This is a genomic window from Vibrio sp. J383 (genome assembly GCF_023503985.1).
In the GTDB taxonomy this organism is placed as follows: domain Bacteria; phylum Pseudomonadota; class Gammaproteobacteria; order Enterobacterales; family Vibrionaceae; genus Vibrio; species Vibrio splendidus.
The window spans coordinates 3585843-3610243 of sequence record NZ_CP097293.1 but is presented as its reverse complement, the minus strand read 5'-3'; the positions used below and the strand labels follow the sequence as shown (position 1 = coordinate 3610243).

The 24401-nt window shown below is 45.5% G+C and carries 21 protein-coding genes; 13 read left to right on the top strand and 8 right to left on the bottom strand.

The window, feature by feature from the left end; translation table 11 throughout:
• Window positions 1-22 precede the first annotated feature (22 nt).
• Window positions 23-922 carry a methylenetetrahydrofolate reductase gene (gene metF, locus M4S28_RS16370; protein ID WP_029224094.1) on the top strand — a complete coding sequence of 300 codons (900 nt, stop codon included), beginning with the start codon at window positions 23-25 and terminating at the stop codon, window positions 920-922.
• Between the two features lie 115 nt (window positions 923-1037).
• On the opposite strand, the gene M4S28_RS16365 is transcribed toward metF, so the two are convergent.
• The 3 genes from M4S28_RS16365 to argE form a co-directional block, all read right to left on the bottom strand.
• Window positions 1038-1577, bottom strand: a complete 540-nt coding sequence (locus M4S28_RS16365; RefSeq protein ID WP_004729682.1) for a PadR family transcriptional regulator — start codon at window positions 1575-1577, stop codon at window positions 1038-1040.
• 373 nt (window positions 1578-1950) lie between these two features.
• Window positions 1951-4587, bottom strand: coding sequence for a phosphoenolpyruvate carboxylase (ppc, locus tag M4S28_RS16360; RefSeq protein WP_017077604.1), 2637 nt, complete (start codon window positions 4585-4587; stop codon window positions 1951-1953).
• A gap of 251 nt (window positions 4588-4838) precedes the next feature.
• Window positions 4839-5975: an acetylornithine deacetylase gene (argE, locus tag M4S28_RS16355; protein ID WP_004729680.1), complete on the bottom strand. Its 1137-nt coding sequence runs from the start codon at window positions 5973-5975 to the stop codon at window positions 4839-4841.
• Window positions 5976-6128: 153 nt separating this feature from the next.
• On the opposite strand from argE, the gene argC reads away from it, so the two are divergent.
• The 4 genes from argC to argH all read left to right on the top strand — a co-directional run bounded on the left by argC (window position 6129) and on the right by argH (window position 11481).
• The gene (gene argC, locus M4S28_RS16350; RefSeq protein ID WP_004729679.1) at window positions 6129-7133 is read left to right on the top strand and encodes an N-acetyl-gamma-glutamyl-phosphate reductase; all 1005 of its coding nucleotides are present in this window, start codon (window positions 6129-6131) and stop codon (window positions 7131-7133) included.
• A 12-nt stretch (window positions 7134-7145) separates the two neighbouring features.
• A complete protein-coding gene (gene argB / locus M4S28_RS16345) occupies window positions 7146-7934 on the top strand; it encodes an acetylglutamate kinase (RefSeq protein WP_004729678.1) in 789 nt (262 codons plus the stop codon).
• A 113-nt stretch (window positions 7935-8047) separates the two neighbouring features.
• Window positions 8048-9259: an argininosuccinate synthase gene (locus tag M4S28_RS16340; protein WP_009848894.1), complete on the top strand. Its 1212-nt coding sequence runs from the start codon at window positions 8048-8050 to the stop codon at window positions 9257-9259.
• 347 nt (window positions 9260-9606) lie between these two features.
• Window positions 9607-11481 carry an argininosuccinate lyase gene (gene argH / locus M4S28_RS16335; protein ID WP_102447462.1) on the top strand — a complete coding sequence of 625 codons (1875 nt, stop codon included), beginning with the start codon at window positions 9607-9609 and terminating at the stop codon, window positions 11479-11481.
• A gap of 254 nt (window positions 11482-11735) precedes the next feature.
• Here argH and M4S28_RS16330 read toward each other — a convergent pair whose 3' ends face one another.
• Window positions 11736-11984, bottom strand: coding sequence for a DUF3624 domain-containing protein (locus M4S28_RS16330; protein ID WP_249632107.1), 249 nt, complete (start codon window positions 11982-11984; stop codon window positions 11736-11738).
• Between the two features lie 86 nt (window positions 11985-12070).
• On the opposite strand from M4S28_RS16330, the gene M4S28_RS16325 reads away from it, so the two are divergent.
• A complete protein-coding gene (locus M4S28_RS16325; protein ID WP_076656781.1) occupies window positions 12071-12418 on the top strand; it encodes a RidA family protein in 348 nt (115 codons plus the stop codon).
• A 329-nt stretch (window positions 12419-12747) separates the two neighbouring features.
• On the opposite strand, the gene M4S28_RS16320 is transcribed toward M4S28_RS16325, so the two are convergent.
• The 3 genes from M4S28_RS16320 to M4S28_RS16310 form a co-directional block, all read right to left on the bottom strand.
• Window positions 12748-14214, bottom strand: a complete 1467-nt coding sequence (locus tag M4S28_RS16320) for a dihydrolipoyl dehydrogenase (protein WP_249632106.1) — start codon at window positions 14212-14214, stop codon at window positions 12748-12750.
• A 324-nt stretch (window positions 14215-14538) separates the two neighbouring features.
• Window positions 14539-15267 carry a glutathione peroxidase gene (locus M4S28_RS16315; RefSeq protein ID WP_017073712.1) on the bottom strand — a complete coding sequence of 243 codons (729 nt, stop codon included), beginning with the start codon at window positions 15265-15267 and terminating at the stop codon, window positions 14539-14541.
• A 43-nt stretch (window positions 15268-15310) separates the two neighbouring features.
• Window positions 15311-15490 (bottom strand): hypothetical protein, encoded by a 180-nt coding sequence (locus tag M4S28_RS16310; RefSeq protein ID WP_017080197.1) that lies wholly within the window; start codon window positions 15488-15490, stop codon window positions 15311-15313.
• Here M4S28_RS16310 and oxyR point away from each other — a divergent pair.
• On the top strand, window positions 15489-16382 hold the full coding sequence (oxyR, locus tag M4S28_RS16305; RefSeq protein ID WP_017080198.1) for a DNA-binding transcriptional regulator OxyR: 894 nt from the start codon (window positions 15489-15491) through the stop codon (window positions 16380-16382). The two genes, M4S28_RS16310 and oxyR, sit on opposite strands and share 2 nt — an antisense overlap.
• A 112-nt stretch (window positions 16383-16494) precedes the next feature.
• On the opposite strand, the gene M4S28_RS16300 is transcribed toward oxyR, so the two are convergent.
• The gene (locus M4S28_RS16300; RefSeq protein WP_249632105.1) at window positions 16495-19056 is read right to left on the bottom strand and encodes a penicillin-binding protein 1A; all 2562 of its coding nucleotides are present in this window, start codon (window positions 19054-19056) and stop codon (window positions 16495-16497) included.
• A 151-nt stretch (window positions 19057-19207) separates the two neighbouring features.
• Here M4S28_RS16300 and pilM point away from each other — a divergent pair, with 151 nt between their 5' ends.
• From pilM to aroK, 6 genes are all read left to right on the top strand, one after another.
• Window positions 19208-20233: a type IV pilus assembly protein PilM gene (pilM, locus tag M4S28_RS16295; RefSeq protein WP_102462300.1), complete on the top strand. Its 1026-nt coding sequence runs from the start codon at window positions 19208-19210 to the stop codon at window positions 20231-20233.
• Complete coding sequence (locus tag M4S28_RS16290; protein WP_102488973.1) at window positions 20217-20816, top strand: PilN domain-containing protein; 600 nt, start codon at window positions 20217-20219, stop codon at window positions 20814-20816. The genes pilM and M4S28_RS16290 overlap by 17 nt, the downstream gene beginning before the upstream one ends.
• Window positions 20809-21438, top strand: coding sequence for a type IV pilus inner membrane component PilO (locus tag M4S28_RS16285; protein WP_249632104.1), 630 nt, complete (start codon window positions 20809-20811; stop codon window positions 21436-21438). The genes M4S28_RS16290 and M4S28_RS16285 overlap by 8 nt, the downstream gene beginning before the upstream one ends.
• The gene (locus M4S28_RS16280) at window positions 21422-21943 is read left to right on the top strand and encodes a pilus assembly protein PilP (RefSeq protein ID WP_371995656.1); all 522 of its coding nucleotides are present in this window, start codon (window positions 21422-21424) and stop codon (window positions 21941-21943) included. The genes M4S28_RS16285 and M4S28_RS16280 overlap by 17 nt, the downstream gene beginning before the upstream one ends.
• 35 nt (window positions 21944-21978) lie before the next feature.
• A complete protein-coding gene (locus tag M4S28_RS16275) occupies window positions 21979-23697 on the top strand; it encodes a type IV pilus secretin PilQ (protein ID WP_249632103.1) in 1719 nt (572 codons plus the stop codon).
• Between the two features lie 176 nt (window positions 23698-23873).
• Window positions 23874-24392 carry a shikimate kinase AroK gene (aroK, locus tag M4S28_RS16270; protein ID WP_004729664.1) on the top strand — a complete coding sequence of 173 codons (519 nt, stop codon included), beginning with the start codon at window positions 23874-23876 and terminating at the stop codon, window positions 24390-24392.
• Window positions 24393-24401: the final 9 nt, after the last annotated feature.

Genomic DNA, 24401 nt, shown 5'->3' with positions numbered 1-24401 from the left:
CTTTTGCCACAGGGAGAGTAAGATGGGATACACACACGCTAGTCATATCGACGCTTTAAATCAGAATATCGCTGAGCTTTCTGACAACATCAATGTGTCATTTGAGTTTTTTCCACCAAGCAGTGAGAAGATGGAAGAGACCTTGTGGAACTCTGTTCACCGCCTTAAAACACTTCAACCAAAATTTGTATCGGTAACTTACGGTGCAAACTCGGGTGAACGTGACCGTACCCACTCAATCATTAAAGAAATTAAGAACCAAACGGGTCTAGTGGCAGCACCACACCTTACATGTATTGATGCGAGCCGCGACGAGCTGATTCAAATTGCTGACGACTACTGGGCAAATGGCATTGAAAGCATTGTTGCGTTGCGTGGTGACATTCCAGCAGGCGGCGGTGCGCCAGAGATGTACGCGTCTGATTTAGTCGAGCTGCTTAAATCTCGCCACGATTTTGATATCTCAGTAGCGGCATTCCCTGAGGTTCACCCTGAAGCAAAAAGCGCTCAATCTGACCTAATTAACCTAAAGCGTAAAGTGGATGCCGGTGCTAACCGTGCCATCACTCAGTTCTTCTTCGATGTAGAAAGCTACCTACGTTTTCGTGACCGTTGTGTGGCGGCTGGTGTTGATGTTGAGATTGTTCCGGGCATCTTACCTGTTTCTAACTTCAAACAAGCGTCTCGTTTCGCTGCGATGAATAACGTAAAAGTACCGGGCTGGATGGCGAAGCAATTCGAAGGCTTGGATGATGATCCAACGACTCGCCAGTTAGTCGGTGCGAGCCAAGCGATCGATATGGTTCGTACGCTGAGCCGTGAAGGTGTGAAAGACTTCCACTTCTACACGCTAAACCGTGCAGAAATGACCTACGCACTTTGCCATACTCTAGGTGTTCGCCCACAAGTTGCTGCGCTGTAATTAAGCTTCAGCCTTGTTAAAGCGCTATTTGCTGTAAATCTCAAATCCGATAGATACAAAAAAGGCTTGGACTCTAAGAGTTCAAGCCTTTTGCTTTTCTAGCGTCTAGCTTAACTTAAGCAAGAGCACCAAGTTCAAGCAGTACTTCGTCCGCCCATACAATCCATGCTTCACGGATAAGTAGGTTACGACGAAGCGTTAAACGCTCTAGGCGTGCTTGCTTGTCTAGTGTAGATGGCGTTGCGTAGTAAGCCGCTTCGATTTCTTTGTAGTGAGAAACCAGTTTGCGAGACTCTTCAACTAGCTCAGCAAGTTGTACACGGTAAGCGTCAGCAGGTTGTACAGCACAAGCCATAAGCTTAGCTGAGAACTCGTCACGAACGGTTGGGTGTGCAGTTGGTTGTTCAAACCATTCACCTAGCGCGCCACGGCCTGCGTCAGTGATAGAGTAAACTTTACGATCAGGTTTGCCTTCTTGAGGCTCAAGCACGCAAGTTACCTGGTCGTTCTGAGCCATTTTATTTAGCTCGCGGTAAACTTGTTGGTGGCTAGCTTTCCAGAAGTAACCAATGCTTGAAGAGAATTCTTTTGTGATATCGTAACCAGTAGCATCGCGTGTACTTAAAACGGTTAGAATTACGTGTGGTAATGACATGTCTGAAATCCAAATGGTAAACAGTAAACAAATACTTAGACAACAAGTGTGCTTCTAATGGCACGTTATATTGGTTATGTCTAAGTAGCACCAACTCGGCGGTTGGTTATGTCACCTTACAAAGCCGTTTATCACCTAGGTTGACCAGTTTATAGGTCAAGTTGCTGCAGATTATTTTTTTGGAGTGTTTCCGCAGCGGAGCAGTAGTATATCTAAATAATAAGCATAAAGTAGAATACATGGACAAAATAACCCGAAAAACTGACAAAATACTTACTAGTGGTTATCTGGTGAAATAAAAAGGCCGCACATGGCGACCTTTTGTTCTTTTTTTAGATGTAAATGCTGATTAAGTTATAGTAGGAATTACTAATTAACCAGTATTTCGCATACCTGCTGCAATACCTGCAATCGTCACCATTAGTGCTTCTTCTAGCTCTGCTGGTGGTGTTTCACACTTACGAGTACGGTAAAGCAGTTCCGCTTGAAGCATGTTTAGTGGCTCAACGTAGATGTTACGTAGACGAATTGACTCAAGTCCCCAAGGGTCACTCTGCATCAGGTTCTCGTTGTTCTCTACATTTAGTACCGCTTTGATGTCTTTTTGCAGCTGTTCACGCAGTAACTCACCTAACGGCAGCAGTTCTTTATCAACAAGGCGTTGGTCGTAGTACTTCGCAATTTCCATGTTGCACTTCGAGTACACCATTTCCAACATACCTAGACGAGTAGAGAAGAATGGCCATTCGCGACACATCTCTTCAAGTAGCGCTTGATGGCCTTGATCGACTGAGTATTGGATTGCTTCACCTGCACCTAACCATGCTGGAAGTACCAAACGGTTTTGGCTCCAAGAGAAGATCCATGGAATCGCACGTAAGCTTTCTACGCCACCGTTCGGGTTACGTTTTGCTGGGCGAGAACCGAGTGGCAGTTTGCCGAGCTCTAGCTCTGGTGTCGCTTGACGGAAGTAAGGTACAAATTTCTCTTCGCCACGAACCACGTTGCGGTAAGCCTCACAAGAAACTTGAGAAAGCACTTCCATTAGGTCGCGCCACTCTTGCTTTGGCTCAGGTGGCGGCAGAAGGTTCGCTTCTAGAATCGCACTTGCGTATAGGTTGAAACTGTTTACGGCAACATCTGGCAAGCCAAGTTTAAAGCGGATCATTTCGCCTTGCTCTGTTACACGTAAGCCGCCTTTCAAGCTCTTAGGTGGCTGAGAAAGAAGTGCAGCATGCGCTGGAGCACCACCACGACCAACTGTACCACCACGACCGTGGAATAGAGTCAGTTCAATGCCTTCTTCTTCACAAACCTTAACCAGCTTGTCCATTGCGTCGTATTGCGCCCAACCTGCAGACATTACGCCAGCATCTTTTGCTGAGTCAGAATATCCGATCATCACCATTTGGTGGTTCTGGATAAAGCCACGGTACAAATCGATGCTCATTAGCTGTTTCATTACAGCTTCTGAGTTGTTCAAGTCGTCCAGCGTTTCGAACAATGGACATACGTCCATGCGGTACGGGCAACCACATTCTTGCAGCAGCAAGTGAACAGCCAGCACATCCGATGCTGTACGAGCCATAGAAATTACGTAAGCACCAAAGGCTTCGCGAGGTTGAGCAGCAACGACCTTACAGGTGTCTAAAACCTCTTTGACCTGTTCAGATGGCTCCCAGTCGCGCGGTAGCAGTGGGCGTTTTGAGCTTAATTCATTGGTTAAGAAAGCAATCTTGTCTTGCTCGCTCCACTGGTCGTAGTCGCCAATGCCTAGGTAGCGAGTCAGTTCAGATAGGACATCTGAGTGACGTGTACTTTCTTGACGAACATCGAGACGAACTAAATGCACACCGAATGCTTTTAGGCGACGTAGGGTATCAAGCAGAGAACCATCCGCGATTACGCCCATGCCACATTCGTGCAGCGATTGGTAACACGCGTAAAGTGGTGTCCAAAGTTGGTCGATGTTCTGCAGTGTTTCTTTCTTCGGTACTTCAGCATCATGCAGTTTTGCGTCAAGCACTTCTAGCGTGTTGTTCAGCAGAGTGCGTAGGCTCTTAAGGATTGCACGGTAAGCTTCGTGCTCATCGCCAGCCAATTCACGAACGGCATCATTACACTTCGTCATCGACAGTTCGGTAATCAGCTCGTTCACATCACCTAGGTAAAGATCAGCGGCTTTCCAGCGAGATAGGCGCAGTACTTCTTTGGTGATGGTGTGCGTTACGAATGGGTTACCATCGCGGTCGCCACCCATCCAAGATGAGAAGTGAACTGGGCGCGCATCGATTGGTAGGCCTTCACCAAGGTAACCTTTTAGTCGGCCATCCATATCACGTAGGAAATCAGGCACGGCTTCCCATAGAGAGTTTTCTACAACCGCAAAGCCCCACTTAGCTTCATCAAGTGGTGTAGGGCGTTGCTGACGAATCACATCAGAGTGCCAACCTTGAGCGATAAGCTGCTCTAGGCGACGTTCGGTTTTCACGCGTTCTTTGTGTGATAGGTCGCTTAATTCTAATTTAGACAGACACTCGTTGATCTTAACCAGCTTGTTGATCATGGTTCGACGAGTGATTTCTGTTGGGTGAGCGGTCAAAACGAGTTCAATGTTCAGGTCGCGAACGGCTTGAGCCGCGTCTAGCTTGCTGATGTCATTTTGATTTAGTTTAGAAAATAGAGATTGCAGCACGTCTGGTTCGCAAACATGCTCCTCACAGTGGCGAGAGATGGTGTGGTATTGCTCTGCCATGTTGGTGAGGTTGAGAAATTGGTTAAATGCACGAGCAACAGGAGTGAGTTGTTCGTTCGGCAGGTTTTTGATTTCTTCAACTAGGCTGTCACGGTCAGCTTTGTTGCCTGCGCGGGCGGATTTGGAAAGTTTACGGATAGTCTCCACTTTCTCTAAGATAACGTCACCATGTGCATCTTGGATTGTGTTACCTAGCAAGCGTCCCAGCATGCTTACGTTACTCTTGAGAGCGGCGTATTTCTCGTTCATTGTCATCCTGCCTCGTAAAAAAATTACATCCATTGTTCCTTGTTAAGTACACAATCTAGCGAAAAGTGCTGTATCTAGTCAAATAAAGCATTCTAAGTTTGCAATTATTAGGTTTAAAAATGCGGGAGAAGTAAATTTTTCAAAACTTAGAGAAAAAGTGAAATTTAATTACAAGATCAGGCTGTGTCAGGGATAACAGAATAAAAGCCACCTTTTTGGGTGGCCTATATACGAAAATATTGGAAGGGAAGTAATAACTAGAAACAATATTTACGGATCGATTTACTCAGAACATCAATTGTTGGGTCAATAAAATCGAAGCTTAAGAACTCATCCGGTTGGTGAGCTTGGTCAATTGAGCCTGGACCTAACACCAAGGTTGGACATAACTCTTGAAGGAAAGGTGCTTCAGTACAGTAGTTCACGGTTTGCGATTCAATTTCACAAACTGATTCCATGCCACCAATAAATGGGTGATCGTGTTGACACTCGTAACCCGGAATAGGTTCGTGCAGTGGAGTAATCTCAATTCTGCCCGGCCATTTTGCTTCCACTTCTTTAAGTGCGCTGCGCAGCATGTTATCTAAGCCATCTAAGCTAATACCGGGCAAAGGACGAACGTCATAGTGCAGTTCACAGCAGCCACAGATACGGTTAGCGCTGTCGCCACCGTGAATATGACCAAGGTTTAGAGTAGGGCTTGGAATTGCAAAACCCGGGTGATGATACTCTTTGACTAGCTTGTCACGCAGCTGCATTAAAGCAAACAGCACTTCATGCATGATCTCGATGGCGTTGACGCCTAATGCCGGATCAGAAGAGTGGCCTGACTTACCCGTTACTCGAACAGCATTAGCGACATGGCCTTTATGACCACGAATCGGCACTAGGCTAGTTGGTTCACCAATGATGCAGTAATCCGGTTTAAATGGCGCATTTTCAGTGAAATGACGTGCACCCAACATAGTGGTTTCTTCATCACAGGTTGCTAATACGTAGAGCGGCTTGGTCTGTTTGCTCCAATCCATCTTCTTCGCGGCTTCATAAACGAAAGCGAAAAAGCCTTTCATATCGGCCGTGCCTAATCCGTAGAAGCGGTTGTTGTGTTCTGTTAGTGCGTGAGGATCGAAATTCCAACGTCCTTCATCGAATGGCACCGTATCGCTGTGTCCTGCAAGCAATAAGCCCCCTTCGCCAGAACCCATCTTTGCGACCATATTATGCTTGCCGGGTTCGACCTCTACCACCTCAACACTAAAGCCTACGTCTTTAAACCATTGAGCCATTTTTTCGATCACTTTCTCGTTGCCATGATCCCAGCTTGGATCGGTTGAGCTAATGGAGTCGGTGGAAATTAGGCCTTTATAGACCTCAAGAAAACTCGGTAATTGCATAATAACTTCACTTCTACTATTGACAGGAAAACCATAAGTCGGTAAAACACATATTAAATCATATTTAATGCATAAGAAATCAAATAAAGCTAAAAATTAAGTATGAATAGTCAAATTTGAAATGTAACTTACCTCAAGAATGGATGTGTTGAGATGTTGAAAACCACGATCATTGGCGCAAGCGGCTACACAGGAGCAGAACTGGCTCTAATGATAAACAGACACCCTGAGCTCACGCTATCAGGTTTATATGTCTCAGCCAATAGTGTAGACGCAGGCAAACCTATCGCTGCACTGCACGGTAAGTTAGCTGGCCTGATTGATATGCCAGTGCAACCTTTAACAAATCCGGAAGAAGTGGCTAAACAGTCTGATGTGGTTTTCTTAGCCACTGCACACGAGGTAAGTCACGACCTAGCGCCAATCTTCCTTGAGAACGATTGCCAAGTGTTCGACCTATCGGGTGCATTCAGAGTTAAAGGCGAAAACTTCTATCAAGAGTTTTACGGTTTTGAACATCAACACGAACAATGGCTAGACAAAGCGGCTTACGGTTTAGCTGAATGGAATGAGCAAGAAATCAAAGAGGCTCAACTTGTCGCTGTCGCGGGTTGTTACCCAACGGCATCACAGCTGGCGATTAAGCCTTTAGTTGAAGCGAAGTTACTGGATGAGAATCAATGGCCGGTGATTAACGCGACCAGTGGTGTCACTGGAGCCGGCCGTAAGGCGAGTATGGTCAACAGCTTCTGCGAAGTAAGCCTGCAAGCTTATGGTGTATTCAACCACCGTCATCAACCTGAAATGGCTGCACACCTAGGATGTGATGTGATTTTCACCCCGCACCTAGGCAACTTTAAGCGTGGCATTTTAGCGACCATTACCATGAAACTGGCTGACGGTGTGACAGAGCAACAGATACAAGAGGCCTTCGAGCAAGCTTATCAAGGTAAACCAGCTGTGAGATTACTCGAAGAGACATTGCCAAGAATTCAAGATGTAGAACAAACACCTTTCTGCGATTTAGGTTGGAAGGTACAAGGTCAGCACATCATCGTTGTTTCAGCGATTGATAACTTATTAAAGGGTGCATCTAGTCAAGCGATGCAGTGTTTAAATTTACGTTATGGTTTTGCGCCATTAACTGCGTTAGTGTAAGGAAATCTAGATATGAGCCTTAATAATCAACCATTAATCATAAAGTTAGGTGGCGCTGCGCTATCTTGTGGTGAAACACTTAGCAAGTTATTTGGTGCGATTTCAGCTTACCAACAGCAGGCACAGCGACCAATCGTGATTGTTCACGGCGGTGGTTACCTTGTTGATGATTTGATGAATAAGTTGAACCTTGAAACCGTTAAGAAAGAAGGGCTACGTGTTACTCCTTATGATCAGATTCCTTTGATCGCTGGTGCGCTAGCGGGCACGGCCAACAAATTGCTTCAAGGTCAGGCGATTAAAGACGGCATCAACGCCGTTGGTTTGAGCCTAGCTGATGGTGGTCTATGTAAAGTCAGCGAGCTGAACCCTGAATTAGGTGCAGTAGGTAAAGCGGAGCCGGGCGACTCAACCGTCCTGCAAGCGATTCTTAATGCTGGCGCACTGCCAATCATTAGCTCGATTGGTTTGACTGAGCAAGGCCAACTGATGAACGTTAATGCAGACCAAGCTGCAGTTGCTGTTGCAGGCGCGCTTGATGCTGAACTGGTACTGCTTTCTGATGTCAGTGGTGTGTTAGATGGTAAAGGCCACCTGATTCCAAGCCTTAATCAGCAACAAGCCGATGACCTTATTAAAGGTAAAGTGATTACCGATGGCATGATCGTGAAAGTACAAGCTGCACTAGAAGCGGCTAATGACCTAGGACGACCAATTGAAGTTGCAACCTGGCGATACCCAGACAAGCTGACACAACTTTTTGCAGGTAAGAGCATAGGAACACAGTTTTTACCTCAGTAGACCTCACTACGAGTTACTACTAAAGAATTTAGATAAATAAATTAAATATATAATTATTAAAGTGATTTCCAACGCTGACCGCCATGTGCAGTATGGAAACTAGGAGAAAGAAAATGAGCAAAGTTAACGTAAAGAAAGTTGTAGTAGCCTACTCTGGCGGTCTAGACACATCAGTAATCATCCCATGGTTGAAAGAGAACTATGACTGCGAAGTTATCGCATTTGTTGCTGATGTAGGCCAAGGCGATGAAGAGCTGATTGGAATCGAAGAGAAAGCAAAAGCGTCTGGTGCGTCTGAGTGTTACATCGCTGACCTTAAAGAAGAGATGGTGGCAGATTACATCTACCCAACGCTTAAAACAGGTGCTTACTACGAAGGTAAATACTTGTTAGGTACTTCAATGGCTCGTCCAATCATTGCGAAAGCTCAGGTTGAAGTTGCACGTAAAGTAGGTGCAGACGCACTATGCCACGGTTGTACAGGTAAGGGTAATGACCAAGTTCGTTTTGAAGGTGCATTTGCTGCACTAGCACCAGACCTACACGTAATTGCACCTTGGCGTGAATGGGATCTAGTGAGCCGTGAAGAGTGTCTAGACTACCTAGCTGAGCGTAACATCCCTTGTACGGCTTCTCTTACCAAGATTTACTCGCGTGATGCAAACGCATGGCATATCTCTACAGAAGGTGGTGTTCTAGAAAACACATGGAACGCACCTGATGAAGATTGCTGGGCTTGGACTGTAGACCCGGAGCAAGCGCCAAACGAATCTGAAACAGTGACGCTTAAAGTTGAAAAAGGTGAAGTGGTAGCGGTTGATGGCGAAACAATGACGCCATACAACGCGCTGGTTTACCTAAACGAGAAGGGTGCTAAACACGGTGTTGGTCGTATCGATATCGTAGAGAACCGTCTTGTTGGTATGAAGTCTCGTGGTTGTTACGAAACTCCAGGTGGCACAATCATGATGGAAGCACTACGTGCAGTAGAGCAATTGGTTCTTGATAAAGCGGCATTTGAATTCCGTGAAGAGTTGGGTGTTAAAGCTTCTCACCTTGTATACGATGGCCGTTGGTTCACTCCGCTATGTAAGTCAATTCTTGCAGCAACAGATGAGCTAGCACAAGACGTGAATGGTGAAGTGGTTATCAAACTTTACAAAGGCCATGCAACGGTGACTCAGAAGCGTTCTGACAACAGCCTGTACTCAGAAGAGTTTGCAACCTTTGGCGAAGATGAAGTTTACGACCAAAGCCACGCTGAAGGCTTCATCCGTCTTTACTCGCTATCAAGCCGTATCCGTGCTCTGAATAGCCAAAAGTAATCCGAACAATGAGTTAGTGAGCTAGCCTTTAGCGAAAGGTTGAAGGCCAGTAAACAGACATCATTATGCAAAGCCCATTTACTATTGATTAGTGAGTGGGCTTTTTGCTTTCTGTTTGTTTCATAAATCAGCTTCGGTTTTTACTGTCGAATGGCATATAATTCGCGCTCCACGCTGAAAATAATCAACGGATTGATCTCTTGGTGAATAAATATGTGAAAATAATGAATTAATACTTTATTTTCATTTTGAATTGCCGTAAGTTTAAACCATCAGAAAAATACTGAATCTTAATCAGAATTATCATTTGCAAAAACAGTGAGCACTGTGCAATTAGGAGATACACAATGGCATTATGGGGCGGTAGATTTACCCAAGCAGCAGACACCCGGTTCAAAGATTTTAACGATTCTCTTCGTTTTGATTACCGATTGGCTGAGCAAGACATTGTGGGCTCTATTGCCTGGTCAAAGGCTCTACAATCGGTCAACGTTCTAACAGAAGAAGAACAGCAAAGACTAGAGCTTGCACTGAACGAGCTAAAACTTGAAGTGATGGAAGATCCTGAACAGATCTTACGTTCTGATGCAGAAGATATTCACAGCTGGGTTGAGCAACAACTTATCGGTAAAGTCGGTGATTTGGGCAAAAAACTTCACACTGGCCGTTCTCGTAATGACCAAGTAGCGACTGACCTTAAACTTTGGTGTCGTCAACAAGGTAATCAGCTGCTGTTAGCGCTTGATCGTCTGCAAAGCCAAATGGTGAATGTCGCTTCTCAGCATCAAGAAACCGTGCTTCCTGGCTACACTCACTTGCAGCGTGCTCAGCCGGTAACTTTTGCTCACTGGTGCTTGGCTTACGTTGAAATGCTTGAGCGTGATTACTCACGTTTGAATGATGCGATTAAGCGTCTAGATACATGTCCGCTGGGTTCTGGTGCCCTTGCAGGAACCGCTTACCCGATGGACCGTGAAGAGTTAGCTCACAACTTAGGTTTCCGTCGTGCAACGCGCAACTCTCTAGATTCAGTTTCTGACCGTGATCATGTGATGGAGCTGATGTCGATCGCTTCTATTTCAATGCTTCACCTTTCACGTCTTGCAGAAGATATGATTTTCTACAACTCAGGTGAATCGAACTTCATCGAGTTAGCGGATACCGTGACGTCAGGTTCATCTCTGATGCCACAGAAGAAAAACCCTGATGCGCTCGAACTTATCCGTGGCAAAACTGGCCGTGTTTATGGTTCATTAGCCGCAATGATGATGACAGTGAAAGCCCTGCCTTTGGCGTACAACAAAGATATGCAAGAAGATAAAGAAGGTCTGTTCGACGCTTTAGACACTTGGAATGATTGTATGGAGATGGCTGCTCTTTGTTTTGACGGCATTAAAGTGAATGGCGAACGTACACTTGAAGCAGCGAAACAAGGCTACGCGAACTCAACCGAACTGGCTGATTACCTAGTAGCGAAAGGCATTCCTTTCCGTGAAGCTCACCATATTGTTGGTGTGACGGTAGTGGCGGCGATTGCTAAAGGTTGTGCATTAGAAGAGTTAACCATCGCAGAGATGAAAGAGTTCTCTGAGGTGATTGAAGAGGATGTGTATGACATCCTGACCATTGAATCGTGTCTTGAAAAACGTAGCGCGCTAGGCGGTGTATCACCACAGCAAGTGGCTTTCGCGGTTGACCAAGCTGAGAAGCGTTTATCACAGCGTGACACTTCCATCGTGAAGGTTCGTCCTGCTCGTCTGACGGATATTGAAGCGTTGGAAGGCATGGTGGCCTACTGGGCGAACATGGGTGAAAACCTACCTCGTTCTCGTAATGAACTGGTGCGTGATATTGGCTCGTTTGCTGTCGCAGAACATCATGGTGAGGTGACAGGTTGTGCATCACTCTATGTGTATGACTCTGGTTTAGCGGAAATTCGCTCGCTCGGTGTTGAGGCTGGGTGGCAAGGTCAAGGGCAGGGTACCGCGATTGTGCAGCACTTAGTTGATAAAGCACGACAAATGGCCATTAAGAAGGTGTTTGTACTGACTCGTACTCCAGAGTTCTTTATGAAGCATGACTTCTTACCGACATCAAAATCTCTGCTGCCAGAGAAGGTGCTGAAAGATTGTGACCAGTGTCCTCGTCAACATGCGTGTGATGAAGTGGCCTTGGAAGTGAACTTGGTAGAGCAGATCATCGCTAAGGTTAATGTTGCATAAAGCATTGATTTTATAGTCCCTAAAAAAAAGATCAAAAAATTGATCTTTTTTGGGAACAAATTAAGAAAAGTCCGGTCTATTAAAGTACCACTGCTTTTTCTTAGAATTTTCTAAGAAAGCCCTAGAATCGATTGGTTCTGGGGCTTTTTTCTATCTGCTGTTTGGGAAATGAGGATAGGTCGTTAAATCGAAGCACTATCGGGTCATTGAATCGAACATCTAGCCATTATCGTTTATCTAATAAAGTCTCTCAGCTAGCGCTTCTTCTTCCTTAAAGGCAGCACCACAAATTTCATTATCCAATGTAGTGACAGCAAACTACTGAATGCCAACGCGGCCATCCTCAAGACGATGGCATTAATGGTTTTCGGGTCTTCTCTGAAAAATAACCACCATGCTCCCCAACTTACTAGCGACAACACCATTAGCTGGTTCATGCAACGTTGGCAGCGACCGAGTTTGTTGAAGATTTTTTCATTTTTATTGCAATGAACACATGTCATCTTAGGCTTAATTCGCGTTATGCTTGTTGCCTGATAATACCACGTCACAAGATATTGGATCACGGTGACATAGAGAGAGAAGATCGATGATTGAGCGCCAAGAAACGAAGCAACGCATGAGCCGTATTGTTAAACACAACGGTACAATCTACCTATGTGGCCAAGTGTGTGCTGATGCAACCAAAGACATCACAGAACAAACACAGACAATGCTAGATAAAGTAGAAGTGCTACTTGAACAAGCAGGCAGCGACAAAGAGCACATGCTGTCAGCAACGATTTACTTGAAAGACATGAAAGACTTCCAAGAAATGAACGCAGTATGGGATGCATGGGTACCTGAAGGCCACGCTCCAGCTCGCGCATGTGTGACTGGCGACATGGCTCGTGAAGCGCTACTTGTTGAGATCTCTGTGATTGCTGCTGAGAAGTAATCGCTAAGCCTTTAGCGACAAGCAATGGCTTCAAGAGATTCCAGATACCTCGTCCCTCGGTTCTGGAATGACGGTTAAGTTTTGGTTTAGCTGATGCGTCACTTTGGTCTGCTTCAGCTTAGATGCGTTTTTAAAACGACCATCACACTGATTGGCTTCGGCTCAGATGTGCGTTAAAAGTTACGTCATTCCCGTTAGCGACGAAGGAGCGTAATCGGGAATCTATAGTTTGCTCGTGGCCAAAAACAAAAAGGAAAGCCAATGGCTTTCCTTTTTAGTATCTAGTCTTTGTTGATAGACCAAACTGCTAGTTTTTCAACGACCTGAGATTAACAACCAGGGCCACAATCTAGACAGTGTTTCACCATCTCTGGACCAAGGTGCAGTTTCGCATTCAGGTCACGTAGCGCTGTTCGTACACCTTCTTCAATTACTGGGTGGTAAAATGGCATATCCAACATTTCAGAAACCGTCATCTTTTTCTGGTGTGCCCATGCGAGTAAGTGAGCCAAATGTTCTGCGTTTGGTCCCATCATCTCGGCACCAAGGAAACGGCCTGTACCTTGCTCGCCGTAAACGTGCAGAATACCTTTGTTGCGTAGCATCACTCGTGAACGACCTTGGTTCTCGAAAGACACTTCACCGGTTGCGAAACAACCACATGTGCCTAAGCGGGTTATGATCTCTTTGTATGTTTCACCAACCATCGCGATTTGTGGGTCAGAGAATACCGCAGAGATTTTAGAGCGGCGTAAGCCTGCACGAATCTCTGGGAAGCGACCTGCGTTATCCCCCGCAATACGTGCTTGATCAGCTGCTTCATGTAGCAGAGGCAGTTGGTTACTTGCGTCACCAGCAATAAAGACTGATGGTAACGATGTTTGTAGCGTGTAGTGGTCGGCGATTGGCACACCACGTTCATCAAGTTCTAGAGAGGTATTCTCTAGGCCAAGCTTATCAGTGTTAGGACGACGGCCTGTTGCTGCCAGCACATACTCAACGATGTTGGTTTCTAGTTCACCTTGCTTATTGATGAACTGGATTTCGACGCGATCTTCACCTGATTCAGTGGTAATGCGCTTCATGCTTTCGATTTTTACGTCAGCATCTAGGTAGAACTCTTCATTGAAGGCTTTATCTGCATACGCCATGATTTCTGGGTCGGTCACTGGGCCCACTTGACCACCCAAACCGAACAGCTTGGTCTTTACACTTAAGCGATGCAGTGACTGACCAAGCTCTAGGCCAATAACGCCCGGACCAAATACTGCAACCGACTCTGGTAAATCATCCCAGCTGAACACGTCATCGTTAATGATTAGGCGGTCACCAAGTTCATTCCAAACTGCAGGGTATGCAGGGCGAGAGCCGGTCGCGATAACAATACGCTTAGCGGTGACAACCGTGTGGTCATCGATTTGTAGCGTGTTGTCGTCTAAGAACTTTGCGTAGCCAGAGATCTTGTCTTGCTCTGGGATTTCATCAACACCTTCTAAAACAAAACCAACAAAACGGTCACGTTCAAATTTCACTCGGTCCATCACTTCACGGCCGTTAATCACGATATCACCTTGTGGGTGAACGCCAAAAGCCGGAGCTTTCTCGATGTGATGTACACTTTCTGCAGCTGCAATAAGCAGTTTAGATGGCATACAACCAACACGAGCACAGGTTGTACCGTAAGGGCCGCCTTCAATCATCACGACACTGTCAGTGTGTGCTTTTGCAGCGCGGTAAGAACCTAGACCTGCCGTACCGCCCCCGATAACTGCTACATCTACATTGACTTGTTTCATAATAATTTTCTCGCAATGGCTAAATTTAGTGTGAACGAACCCCTCCAACTCTGGTGATTTTTTGAGAGTCAGGATTGCGGTTCAGTTTTGTGATTCTGTTTTATTAGGTTTAGCTTGTGATTCAGCTTTTTGTTACTAACTGCTTCTTGTTACTAACTATAGGTTAGTTAAAAATTGGCGAGTCAGAAGCTGTCTCTTTTTCCAAAGCTCAGATAAGAGTGGTTTGGAATCGCTAACCCACAAGAGGGTGGGTTAGCTGGTATTACTAAGCTATTTAATTACTTAGGTTATTTAATTACTAAGCGTTTATTAGCGACTAAGTGATTAACCTAGGAAAGCTTCTAGTTCTTCGCTACCACCGATGTGTTTGCCACCGATGAATACTTGAGGAACGGTAGTGCGACCAGAGATTGCACGTAGGCTTACTGTTGTTGCGTCTTTACCTAGAACCACTTCTTCGTAGTTTAGACCTTTGTCGATTAGGTTTTGTTTCGCTTTCATACAGAAAGGACAGCCTGGCTTAGTGAATACTGTGATTGACTCTTGCTCTTTGTGTTCAGGAGCAAGGTAGTTAAGCATAGTATCAGCATCAGAAACCTTGAACGGGTCGCCTGGTACGTCTTCTTCGATGAACATTTTTTCTACCACGCCGTTTTTAACCAGCATGCTGTAGCGCCATGAACGTTTGCCAAAGCCGATGTCGTTTTTCTCAACTAGCATACCCATGCCGTCTGTGAAGTCGCCGTTGCCATCTGGGATGAATGTGATTTTTTCAGCTTCTTGGTCTGCTTTCCATGCGTTCATTACGAACGTGTCGTTTACAGAAACACAAAGGATGTCATCAACGCCGTTTTCTTTGAATACAGAGTGCAGCTCGTTGTAACGAGGTAGGTGGCTTGAAGAACATGTTGGTGTAAACGCACCTGGCAGGCTGAATACGATAACTGTCTTGTCTTTGAATAGCTCTTCCGTCGTTACGTTAACCCATGCATCACCTTGGCGAGTTGGGAATGTTACTTGAGGGATTGATTGACCTTCTTTAGATGCAAACATATTGATTTCCTTAAATAGTATTTTAATTTTGTTCTATCAGAGCTTAACGTTTTTCTTTGCTCTGTTTCGTTTCGTTGAGCCCATTATTAGATAAATCCTTTGATAGCTCTAATCGTTTGATGTTATGGTTTTGATAGGTAAATTCTATCAAGAGCATTTTTCTTTTAAATGTTTCTATTAAAACCCTTGTTCTTATTAAAACCTGAGGTAAGAGACTGAGCATGAACATTCGTGACTTTGAATACTTGGTGGCGCTCGCTGAGCACAAACATTTTCGAAAAGCAGCAGAAGCGTGCTTTGTAAGTCAGCCGACATTGAGCGGTCAGATACGCAAACTGGAAGATGAAATTGGACTTCAATTAACCGAGCGTAGCCCAAGGAAGGTAATATTTACAGAATCAGGTTTACAACTTGTTGAGCAAGCCAAGCGCATTCTCAACGAGGTAAAGACGTTTAAAGATATGGCAAGTGGACACGGTGAAGCGATGACGGGGCCGATGCATATTGGTTTTATCCCGACCGTTGGCCCGTACATTTTGCCTAAGATCATACCTTATCTAAAAGAGAGTTTCCCCGATCTTGAGCTTTACCTGCACGAAGCGCAGACACATCAGTTAGTGAGCCAGTTAGAAGATGGCAAGCTTGATTGCTTGGTGCTGGCTGCGGTAGATGAAACGGCGGCGTTCAAAGAGATTGATGTCTATGACGAACCATTAAGCGTTGCCGTACCGTGTGACCATGAATGGGCACAGCAGGACGCTGTCGATATGCTGCAGTTAAATGGACAAACCGTACTTGCACTGGGCGATGGTCACTGCTTACGAGACCAAGCCTTGGGCTTCTGTTTTGCTGCGGGTGCAAAAGATGATGAACGCTTTAAAGCGACCAGCTTAGAAACGCTGCGTAACATGGTAGCGGCAGGGGCGGGCATTACCTTGTTACCTCAGTTATCGGTCCCAAAGGAAAAGCAGAAAGATGGCGTGTGTTACGTGCCAGCGGTGAATCCAACACCTTCACGTCGCATTGTTGTTGCCTACCGACCGGGCTCTCCGCTAAAGGGGCGTTTTGAGCAACTGGCTGAGGCTATCCGAACTCAATTGGAAAAAACGGCTTAGCACTCGAGTTTAGAGTTGAGTTCGTTCAGATGTAGATATAAAAAAAGGGTTGATATGAATTCATATCAACCCTTTTTTGTTGGTTCATCTTACTAGGTTCAACAAACCCTAGCTAGAATAGCTCTTCTACTGCTTCGCCTGATGACGTTGAGTAGATGTCATCATTGAAACGTTCAGTGATGTACTCAGTTGGCTCTGTGCCTTTCTCGAAGTACTCGAACATCGATGAGCTATCGAACTTGTTAGTCAGTAAGCCAGTTTCACGGTCGATACGAACACGAACGATGTTCTCCGGAATCTCTTTACGTTGTGCAGGAACGCCCGCTAACGCTGTACCCATGAAGTCAACCCATGCAGGCTCTGCCGTTTTAGCGCCCGCTTCGGCACCGGTAATCTGGCTCTTGCCAAGGTTAGAGTTCGCTTTAGTTCGACCTAGGTTACGGTTGTGGTTATCAAAACCAACCCATACCGTTGCCACCATGCCAGGGCCGTAGCCGCTGTACCATGTATCTTTCGAGTCATTGGTTGTACCGGTTTTACCGCCAATGTCACGACGCTTCAACGGCTGCGCTCGCCAACCTGTACCATTCCAACCTGTGCCAGCACTCCAGTCACCGCCGCCCCAGATGTTGCTGTACATCATTTCACGAACAAGGAATGCGTTCTGTTCAGAGATAACTTGAGGTGCGTATTGTACTTTGGCATCAACGTCTTGCTCCGCAAACTCATCGGCCATTGGGTCTGTGGCAACCTTATGATCGCAATTGTCCTTACAAACCACTTTTGGTGTCGCTTCGAATTCAGTCTCACCAAATGGCGTTTCAATACGGCTGATGTAGAAAGGTTCAACGTAGTAGCCGCCATTAGCGAATACTGAGTAACCTTGAGCTACCTTCATTGGCGTTAAGCTACCCGCACCTAGAGCAATGGTTTCAGAGCGAGGTACTTCGTCAATATCAAAACCAAAACGAGTTAGGTAGTTACGAGTATCATCTAAGCCAACTTCACGCAGCACACGTACAGCCATTACGTTTTTAGATTGAGCTAAGCCAATACGTAAACGCGTAGGACCCACGTAGGTCGGTGGTGAGTTCTTTGGTCGCCATGCGGTACCTTGGCTCTTATCCCATTGATTAATAGGCGCATCGTTGATCAGTGATGCTAACGTTAAGCCTTTATCAATTGCCGCTGAGTAGATAAATGGTTTGATACCAGAACCCACCTGACGAATAGATTGCGTCGCACGGTTGAATTTGTTGTGAACAAAGTTAAAGCCACCCACCATCGACAATACTGCGCCGTTGTTCGGGTTCATTGCAACAAAAGCAGTATTCGCATTGGGTACTTGACTTAGTCGCCATTCAACAGGTGTTTCTGACTTCGCCTCTGCTGACTCTTCTGTCGGTTCTTCAGATACTTCGTCTCCTGTAATTGCTTCATGGCGAACCCAAACTTGCTCACCAACAGCAAGAATCTCTTTCGCTTGAGAGGGTGCTGGTCCTTGGCGATTATCCGTTAGGAATTTACGTGCCCAGTTCATGCCTTGCCACTCAATAGTGCCTTCGCCTTGGTTTTTAACCCAAACTTGAGCGCTTTTTGAATCAACCGCGGTAATAACAGCAGGGACTAAGTCACCATAGGTTGGTTGAGACTTAAGGTGTTTAACGATTTGTTCCTGATCCCAAGCTGATTGAGCCGTCTGCCACAATACTTTTTCTGCACCACGGTAGCCGTGACGCTCATCGTAGCCAAGTAGGTTCTTAATCGCCGCTTGGTTCGCTGCTTTTTGCAGTTTCGAATCAACGGTCGTGTAAACCTTCATGCCTGATGTATAAGCAGCTTCGCCATAGCGTTCAACCATCCACGCACGTGCTACTTCAGCAACATACGGCGCGCTCAGTTCAATCTCTGCACCGTGGTATTTCGATATCAATGTTTCGCTACGAGCTTCATCGAACTCTGCTTGAGTGATGTATTTCTCGTCTAACATACGACGTAATACCACGTTACGACGGTGAGTCGCGCGCTCAATCGAATAGATAGGGTTCATCGTGGACGGTGCTTTTGGCATACCCGCCAGCGTAGCAATTTCACTAAGGGTAAGCTCAGGGAGATCTTTACCGAAATAAACACGCGCTGCCGCGCCAAAACCGTACGAGCGGTGACCAAGGAAGATCTTATTTACATAAAGCTCCATGATCTCTTCTTTGCTAAGCAGTTGCTCGATATGGATCGCAATGAAGATCTCTTTGATCTTGCGCATTATCTTTTTCTCATTAGATAAGAAGAAGTTACGCGCAAGCTGCTGAGTAATGGTACTCGCCCCTTGTTTGGCTGAACCCGACATTGCAACGACGAGCGCTGCACGGGTGATACCGATTGGATCAATACCTGGGTGTTCGTAAAAACGGCTATCTTCGGTGGCAATCAGAGCTTCAACTAAGTGGCGAGGAATCTCGTCATAAGTCACTGGGTTACGACGCTTTTCGCCAAATTGAGAGATCAACTTACCGTCTTGGCTGAAGACTTGCATTGGCGTTTGGAGCTTCACGTCACGCAAAGTGGCAACATCAGGCAACTCTGGTTTTACGTAATAATAAAACCCAAAAATTGTACTGACTCCAAGAATCATGCAAATCAATGTAAATATGAATAATCGCTTTATGAACTTCACCGGATAATCCCTGATTAGTTAAGGCTGATAAGCAGCAAACCCTTGTACTCTAGGCTAAAAACTTAGCTTTCGTTTATTAACGCTTATTTAACTAATAATCACAACCCCTAGATAATCAACGAAATGCTTGGCACTTCAGGAGCTAGGTCACATGGGTTCATCATTAATTACAGGTATAGATATAAATCATCACAGCATCAAAGCCGTGGTACTAAAACCCGTGGGGGAGTTGTATGCCCTAGTGGGATACAAAGAGCTGCCGATTTCGGACGACATTTTTACAGCTAACCATACTTTGGAGTATCAGAAAACTGTTAAGAAACTTAAAGAACTTAGGAAAGGTCTGCCTTTTGGCTGTTGCAACGTCGCCATTTCAGTACCTGATAACACGGTGATCAGCAAAGTACTGCAAATAGAGAGTGAGTTAGAAGACAGAGAAAAAGAGTTTTCGATCTATCAAACCTTTGCTCATCAATCTCCCTTTCCGATAGAGGAGCTGAGTTTAGATTTTGTAAAGCTGGAAGACAAACGATTTGGTAAAGGTTCGACAAGCAGTTATCAGGTATACGCCACTCGTAAAGAAGTGGTGGATAGCCGAGCGGATGCTTTGACCAAAGCTGGTTTTAAACCTGTGGTGGTAGACACGCAGGCGCATGGGTTGCTTAACATCTGGCAAATGGCATCGCGCCTGTACCCCGAAAAGAAAAATTGGCTGCTGGTGGATGTGGGAATCGACCAAACGTCGTTAGGCATTATTCCACAAGGTTTGGCACCGTTTTATAAAGATATCGCTTTTGGTACCAAAGATCTTCGTAGCCATGGTGCTGCAAGTGATATCGAGAGTGTGTTCGCCACCACTGAAGATATACATCAATTTATTGTTAATTTGATTGAGAAGCTCAAGCGTCAATTACAGCTCTATTCATCAGGAAATGCACAGCAACCTATCTCAGGGATCTGGTTGATGGGCGAGGGCGCCAGCATTCCTATGGTAACCGAAGAGCTAGAACGTCATTTTCAGTTGAGTTGCGAGTCACTGAACCCTTTATCTCTATTTGAGAATAAGGTGGCGAAGCGACGTCGGTTACCAACGAACTGGCAACATTTCGGTATTGCGGCGGGTATGGCGATGAGTGGACTCAAGTGGCAGGGAGAAAAGCATGTTGCATCAAATTAACCTGCTGCCGTGGCGTGATGAGATTCGCGCTCAGCACAAGAAGCGCTTTATCCATCTGATCATTCTTGGCGTCATCATCGCGCTTGCAGGACAATGGGCGGTTGGTCACTATTTTTACGACCAACAAGCCAAGCAGCAAGCCCGTCTTAGTTACCTCAATCGATATATTGCCGAGCTCGACCGACAAATTCAGTCATTAAAGGTCGCAGAGCAGGAGCATAAAGCGATTCTGACCAGGCTTGATGTAGTCGAATCGTTGCAGCTTGGTCGCAACAAGACCACCGACTTTATGAATCTGATGCCGGAGCTTATTCCTGAAGGTGTGTATGTCGACAAGATAAAGATGAATGGTCAGGAGATTGAAATGTCGGGCATTAGCGACAGTACTGCTCGTCTCGCTACGATGTTGGACAACCTCGAGCGTTCAGATTCTCTGAAAGGGGTCGAGATGCACTCTATCGTTCATAACCGCAAGCGCTTCAATAAAGAGTTTCAGACCTTCAAGGTCTCTTTTGTGTTTAGCCCTGTGTCTTTAGAAAACACAACCGCGAGCAGAAAAGAGAAGGGGGCGCATCATGGCTAACCTTCAAAATAAGATTAGTTGGCAAAACAGGATGAGTTTGCAAGATCTCGATGTTGATGAGATCACCGAATGGCCATTGTTGCCTCAGCTTCTCGTGATTCTGGTGTTGATAGTGTTAATCCAAGGTGTTGGCACTTGGCTTTATGTGCTGCCGCTCGACGATGAACTGCAACAGATGAAGCAACAGGAGCAGACCTTAAAAGCGACCTTGAGAATAAAGGCCAATAAGGTTGCGGTCTTACCTAAGCTTCAGAGCCAGCTGGATGAGCTAACTAGCCGTTACGACTATCTATTGGAGCAATTGCCCGTTCAAAAAGAGCTAGCCAGTATGTTGGCCTCTGTGAACGAGCTTGGATTGGATAATAAGCTGACATTTACGCGAATTGACTGGGGGCAGAAGCAGAACAAAGAGTTTCTCTATCGTTTACCGCTCAACATCGAGCTGACGGGTGACTACCACGAGATTGGTGATTTCTCTGCGGCCATCGCTAAGCTGCCACGCATCATCAGCTTTGATGACGTGAATTGGCAGCGAGTCAGTCAAGAAAGTAGCACGCTGCACTTCAGGGTCCGAGCTTATACCTACCAATTTAAATCGGAGGTCAATGATGAAACCCAATAGCGTGTTTTATTCAACATTACTATTGCTTGTACTCACGGGCTGTAAAGCGAATGAAGATTCGTTAGAAGACTTTGTAGTGCAAGTTGAGGCCAAAGCGAGAAAAGAGGTGGAACAACTGGTTCCTGCGACTGAATTTTTGGCCGCTACTTATCAGCGCCGTGCCTTTCGTCCTCCGTTTGAACTGCCTAAAGAAGCCATCGTGCAAAATCAGCCTTTAGTTAAGAAAGGCTGTTGGCAACCTAGCGCGCGTTCTCGTAATGGGAAATTAGAAAAGTACCCGTTGAGTAAGCTTCGTTTAAGAGGCGTCATGGGAAGCGGAACAAGTGTGTTTGGGTTAGTGCAAACACCCAAAGGGAACGTGGTAAACGTCAAAAAAGGCCAGTTTATCGGCTTAAACAATGGCCGAGTTACTAAAGTGACGAGCCAGTACGTTCAGATTAATGAAACTCTTCCAGATGGCTTAGGTTGTTGGCATAAGCGCAACGTTAGACTGGCTCTGAAGTAAACCAATGTCACATGATGTGGATATGAGATGTAAATATGATTAAAGGAATAAGTGGATTAGTGAGCAAGGCTCTACAAGGTTTTGCTGTGTCTGTGATGTTGGTCTTTAGTGTGCTCAGTCACGCCGAAAGCTTACCTAATCAATTGGAGAGTATTGATTTTAGGGTAAACAAAGATAAAGACGCCGTCATTATTATTGAGCTGGCAACCAGCACCGCTGTGGTGGATGTTCAACGTGCTCAGGAAGGGTTAAGTATCGAATTACTCAATACTCAAGTTAATGACGATAAGCTTTATCTTTTGGATGTGAAGGATTTCGCGACCCTAGTGGAAGGTATTGAAGTCTATAAAGAGACGTCCAGCACACGACTGTTGGCGACGATCGCTGGTGACTATCAGTATGAATATAACCTAAAAGGTCGTTTCATAGAGGTGGTGATCAGCAAGCCTGTTATCAATGAAGCGACCAAAGAGAAAAGCGTTTTAGAAAAAGAGGGCAAACTGATATCGATTAACTTCCAAGATATCCCGGTACGAAATGTCCTACAGCTGATTGCTGACTACAACGATTTCAATCTCGTCGTGTCTGACTCGGTAGCTGGTAACCTAACTTTACGTTTAGATGGCGTACCTTGGCAGCAAGTTCTCGACATTATCTTGCAAGTTAAAGGGCTAGATAAGCGCGTTGATGGCAATGTTATTTTGGTGGCGCCAAAAGCAGAACTCGATCTTCGAGAGCAACAAGCGTTAGAGAAATCTCGCTTGGAAGAGGAGTTAGGGGAGCTTAAGTCGGAAATCATCAAGATTAATTTTGCTAAAGCCACCGACATTGCCGACATGATTGGCGGTGAAGGTGCGGTGAGCATGTTGTCCGATCGTGGCTCGATTACCATTGATGAACGCACCAATTCCCTATTGATTCGTGAACTGGAAGAAAACATTGCCGTGATACGAGGCATCATTGAATCTTTGGACATCCCCGTGAAGCAAGTCCAGATAGAGGCGCGCATTGTAACCGTTACCGAGGGTAACCTTGATGAGTTAGGGGTGCGTTGGGGTGTTTCTTCCACTAACGGTAGCTTCAAAGTTGGCGGCTCGATAGAGGGCAACCATCCATCGCAAATTACGCCGTATGACGATAATGGTGGGAATAGTGCGATTGACGATTTCCTCAACGTTAATCTAGGGGCGACATCTCCTAATGCCTCAAGCATTGCGTTTCAGGTGGCCAAACTGGGTTCAGATACCTTGCTTGATCTTGAATTGTCGGCATTACAACAAGAGTCAAAAGCTGAGATTATTTCCAGCCCACGTTTAATCACCACCAATAAAAAACCCGCTTATATTGAGCAAGGTACTGAAATTCCTTATTTAGAGTCGTCTTCAAGTGGTGCTACTTCGGTCGCATTTAAGAAAGCAGTGTTGAGTCTTAAGGTGACACCACAAATCACGCCCGACAATCGTTTGGTATTGGATTTAAGCGTGACCCAAGATAGGCCAGGGCAAGTAGTAAAAACGGGAACGGGTGAGGCTGTTGCCATTGATACTCAACGAATAGGGACGCAAGTGCTTGTTAATAATGGTGAAACAGTCGTACTTGGTGGAATATTTCAGCACAGTGTGAGCAGTACAGTGGACAAAGTTCCTCTGTTAGGAGACCTGCCAGTTTTGGGTGCATTATTCCGTCGTAGCTATGAAAATGTGGGTAAAAGTGAACTACTTATTTTTGTTACACCCAAAGTTGTGATTCAGTAATGAACAATTAGATTAAAAATAAAGTTGCATTAGTGGCACCTAACCTTGATAATTTCGGGTCTTATCACGAATTATCTGTGAGGAATCGGTGCCACGGGCCTTTTAATTTCAGTACTTGTACTGACCTACCTTGTGGCGATGTCATTGAATTAACGTTGTAAATTACTGCTAAAAACATGGCTGAGAAACGCAATATTTTTCTTGTTGGCCCAATGGGCGCCGGCAAAAGTACAATTGGTAGACACCTAGCTTCCCAACTTCATATGGAGTTTCTAGACTCTGACACTGTGATCGAAGAGCGCACTGGCGCAGACATCGCATGGGTTTTTGATGTTGAGGGCGAAGATGGTTTCCGTAAGCGCGAAGAATCTGTAATCAACGATCTGACAGAAGAACAAGGTATTGTTCTTGCGACAGGCGGTGGTTCAGTGCTGAGCAAAGAAAACCGTAACCGTCTATCTGCACGAGGCATTGTTGTATACCTAGAAACAACAATTGAAAAGCAACTTGCTCGCACTAACCGCGACAAGAAACGCCCTCTACTTCAAACAGACAACCCGCGTGATGTGCTAGAAGATCTAGCTGTATCTCGCAACGCACTATACGACGAAGTGGCGGACTACACAGTTCGTACCGACGATCAAAGTGCAAAAGTGGTAGCCAACCAGATCGTAAAAATGCTAGAAGAACGTTAAGTTCATTTT

Bases quoted from the DNA above. Each gene is read 5' to 3' on its own strand.
- M4S28_RS16330 (WP_249632107.1), bottom strand. From the start codon at position 11,984: ATGACATGTGTTCATTGCAATAAAAATGAAAAAATCTTCAACAAACTC.
- aroK (WP_004729664.1), top strand. From the start codon at position 23,874: ATGGCTGAGAAACGCAATATTTTTCTTGTTGGCCCAATGGGCGCCGGC.
- ppc (WP_017077604.1), bottom strand. From the start codon at position 4,587: ATGACAATGAACGAGAAATACGCCGCTCTCAAGAGTAACGTAAGCATG.
- M4S28_RS16290 (WP_102488973.1), top strand. From the start codon at position 20,217: ATGTTGCATCAAATTAACCTGCTGCCGTGGCGTGATGAGATTCGCGCT.
- metF (WP_029224094.1), top strand. From the start codon at position 23: ATGGGATACACACACGCTAGTCATATCGACGCTTTAAATCAGAATATC.
- M4S28_RS16310 (WP_017080197.1), bottom strand. From the start codon at position 15,490: ATGCTCAGTCTCTTACCTCAGGTTTTAATAAGAACAAGGGTTTTAATA.
- M4S28_RS16285 (WP_249632104.1), top strand. From the start codon at position 20,809: ATGGCTAACCTTCAAAATAAGATTAGTTGGCAAAACAGGATGAGTTTG.
- M4S28_RS16275 (WP_249632103.1), top strand. From the start codon at position 21,979: ATGATTAAAGGAATAAGTGGATTAGTGAGCAAGGCTCTACAAGGTTTT.
- pilM (WP_102462300.1), top strand. From the start codon at position 19,208: ATGGGTTCATCATTAATTACAGGTATAGATATAAATCATCACAGCATC.
- M4S28_RS16315 (WP_017073712.1), bottom strand. From the start codon at position 15,267: ATGTTTGCATCTAAAGAAGGTCAATCAATCCCTCAAGTAACATTCCCA.
- M4S28_RS16280 (WP_371995656.1), top strand. From the start codon at position 21,422: ATGATGAAACCCAATAGCGTGTTTTATTCAACATTACTATTGCTTGTA.
- M4S28_RS16365 (WP_004729682.1), bottom strand. From the start codon at position 1,577: ATGTCATTACCACACGTAATTCTAACCGTTTTAAGTACACGCGATGCT.
- argH (WP_102447462.1), top strand. From the start codon at position 9,607: ATGGCATTATGGGGCGGTAGATTTACCCAAGCAGCAGACACCCGGTTC.
- argC (WP_004729679.1), top strand. From the start codon at position 6,129: ATGTTGAAAACCACGATCATTGGCGCAAGCGGCTACACAGGAGCAGAA.
- argE (WP_004729680.1), bottom strand. From the start codon at position 5,975: ATGCAATTACCGAGTTTTCTTGAGGTCTATAAAGGCCTAATTTCCACC.
- M4S28_RS16320 (WP_249632106.1), bottom strand. From the start codon at position 14,214: ATGAAACAAGTCAATGTAGATGTAGCAGTTATCGGGGGCGGTACGGCA.
- M4S28_RS16340 (WP_009848894.1), top strand. From the start codon at position 8,048: ATGAGCAAAGTTAACGTAAAGAAAGTTGTAGTAGCCTACTCTGGCGGT.
- oxyR (WP_017080198.1), top strand. From the start codon at position 15,489: ATGAACATTCGTGACTTTGAATACTTGGTGGCGCTCGCTGAGCACAAA.
- argB (WP_004729678.1), top strand. From the start codon at position 7,146: ATGAGCCTTAATAATCAACCATTAATCATAAAGTTAGGTGGCGCTGCG.
- M4S28_RS16325 (WP_076656781.1), top strand. From the start codon at position 12,071: ATGATTGAGCGCCAAGAAACGAAGCAACGCATGAGCCGTATTGTTAAA.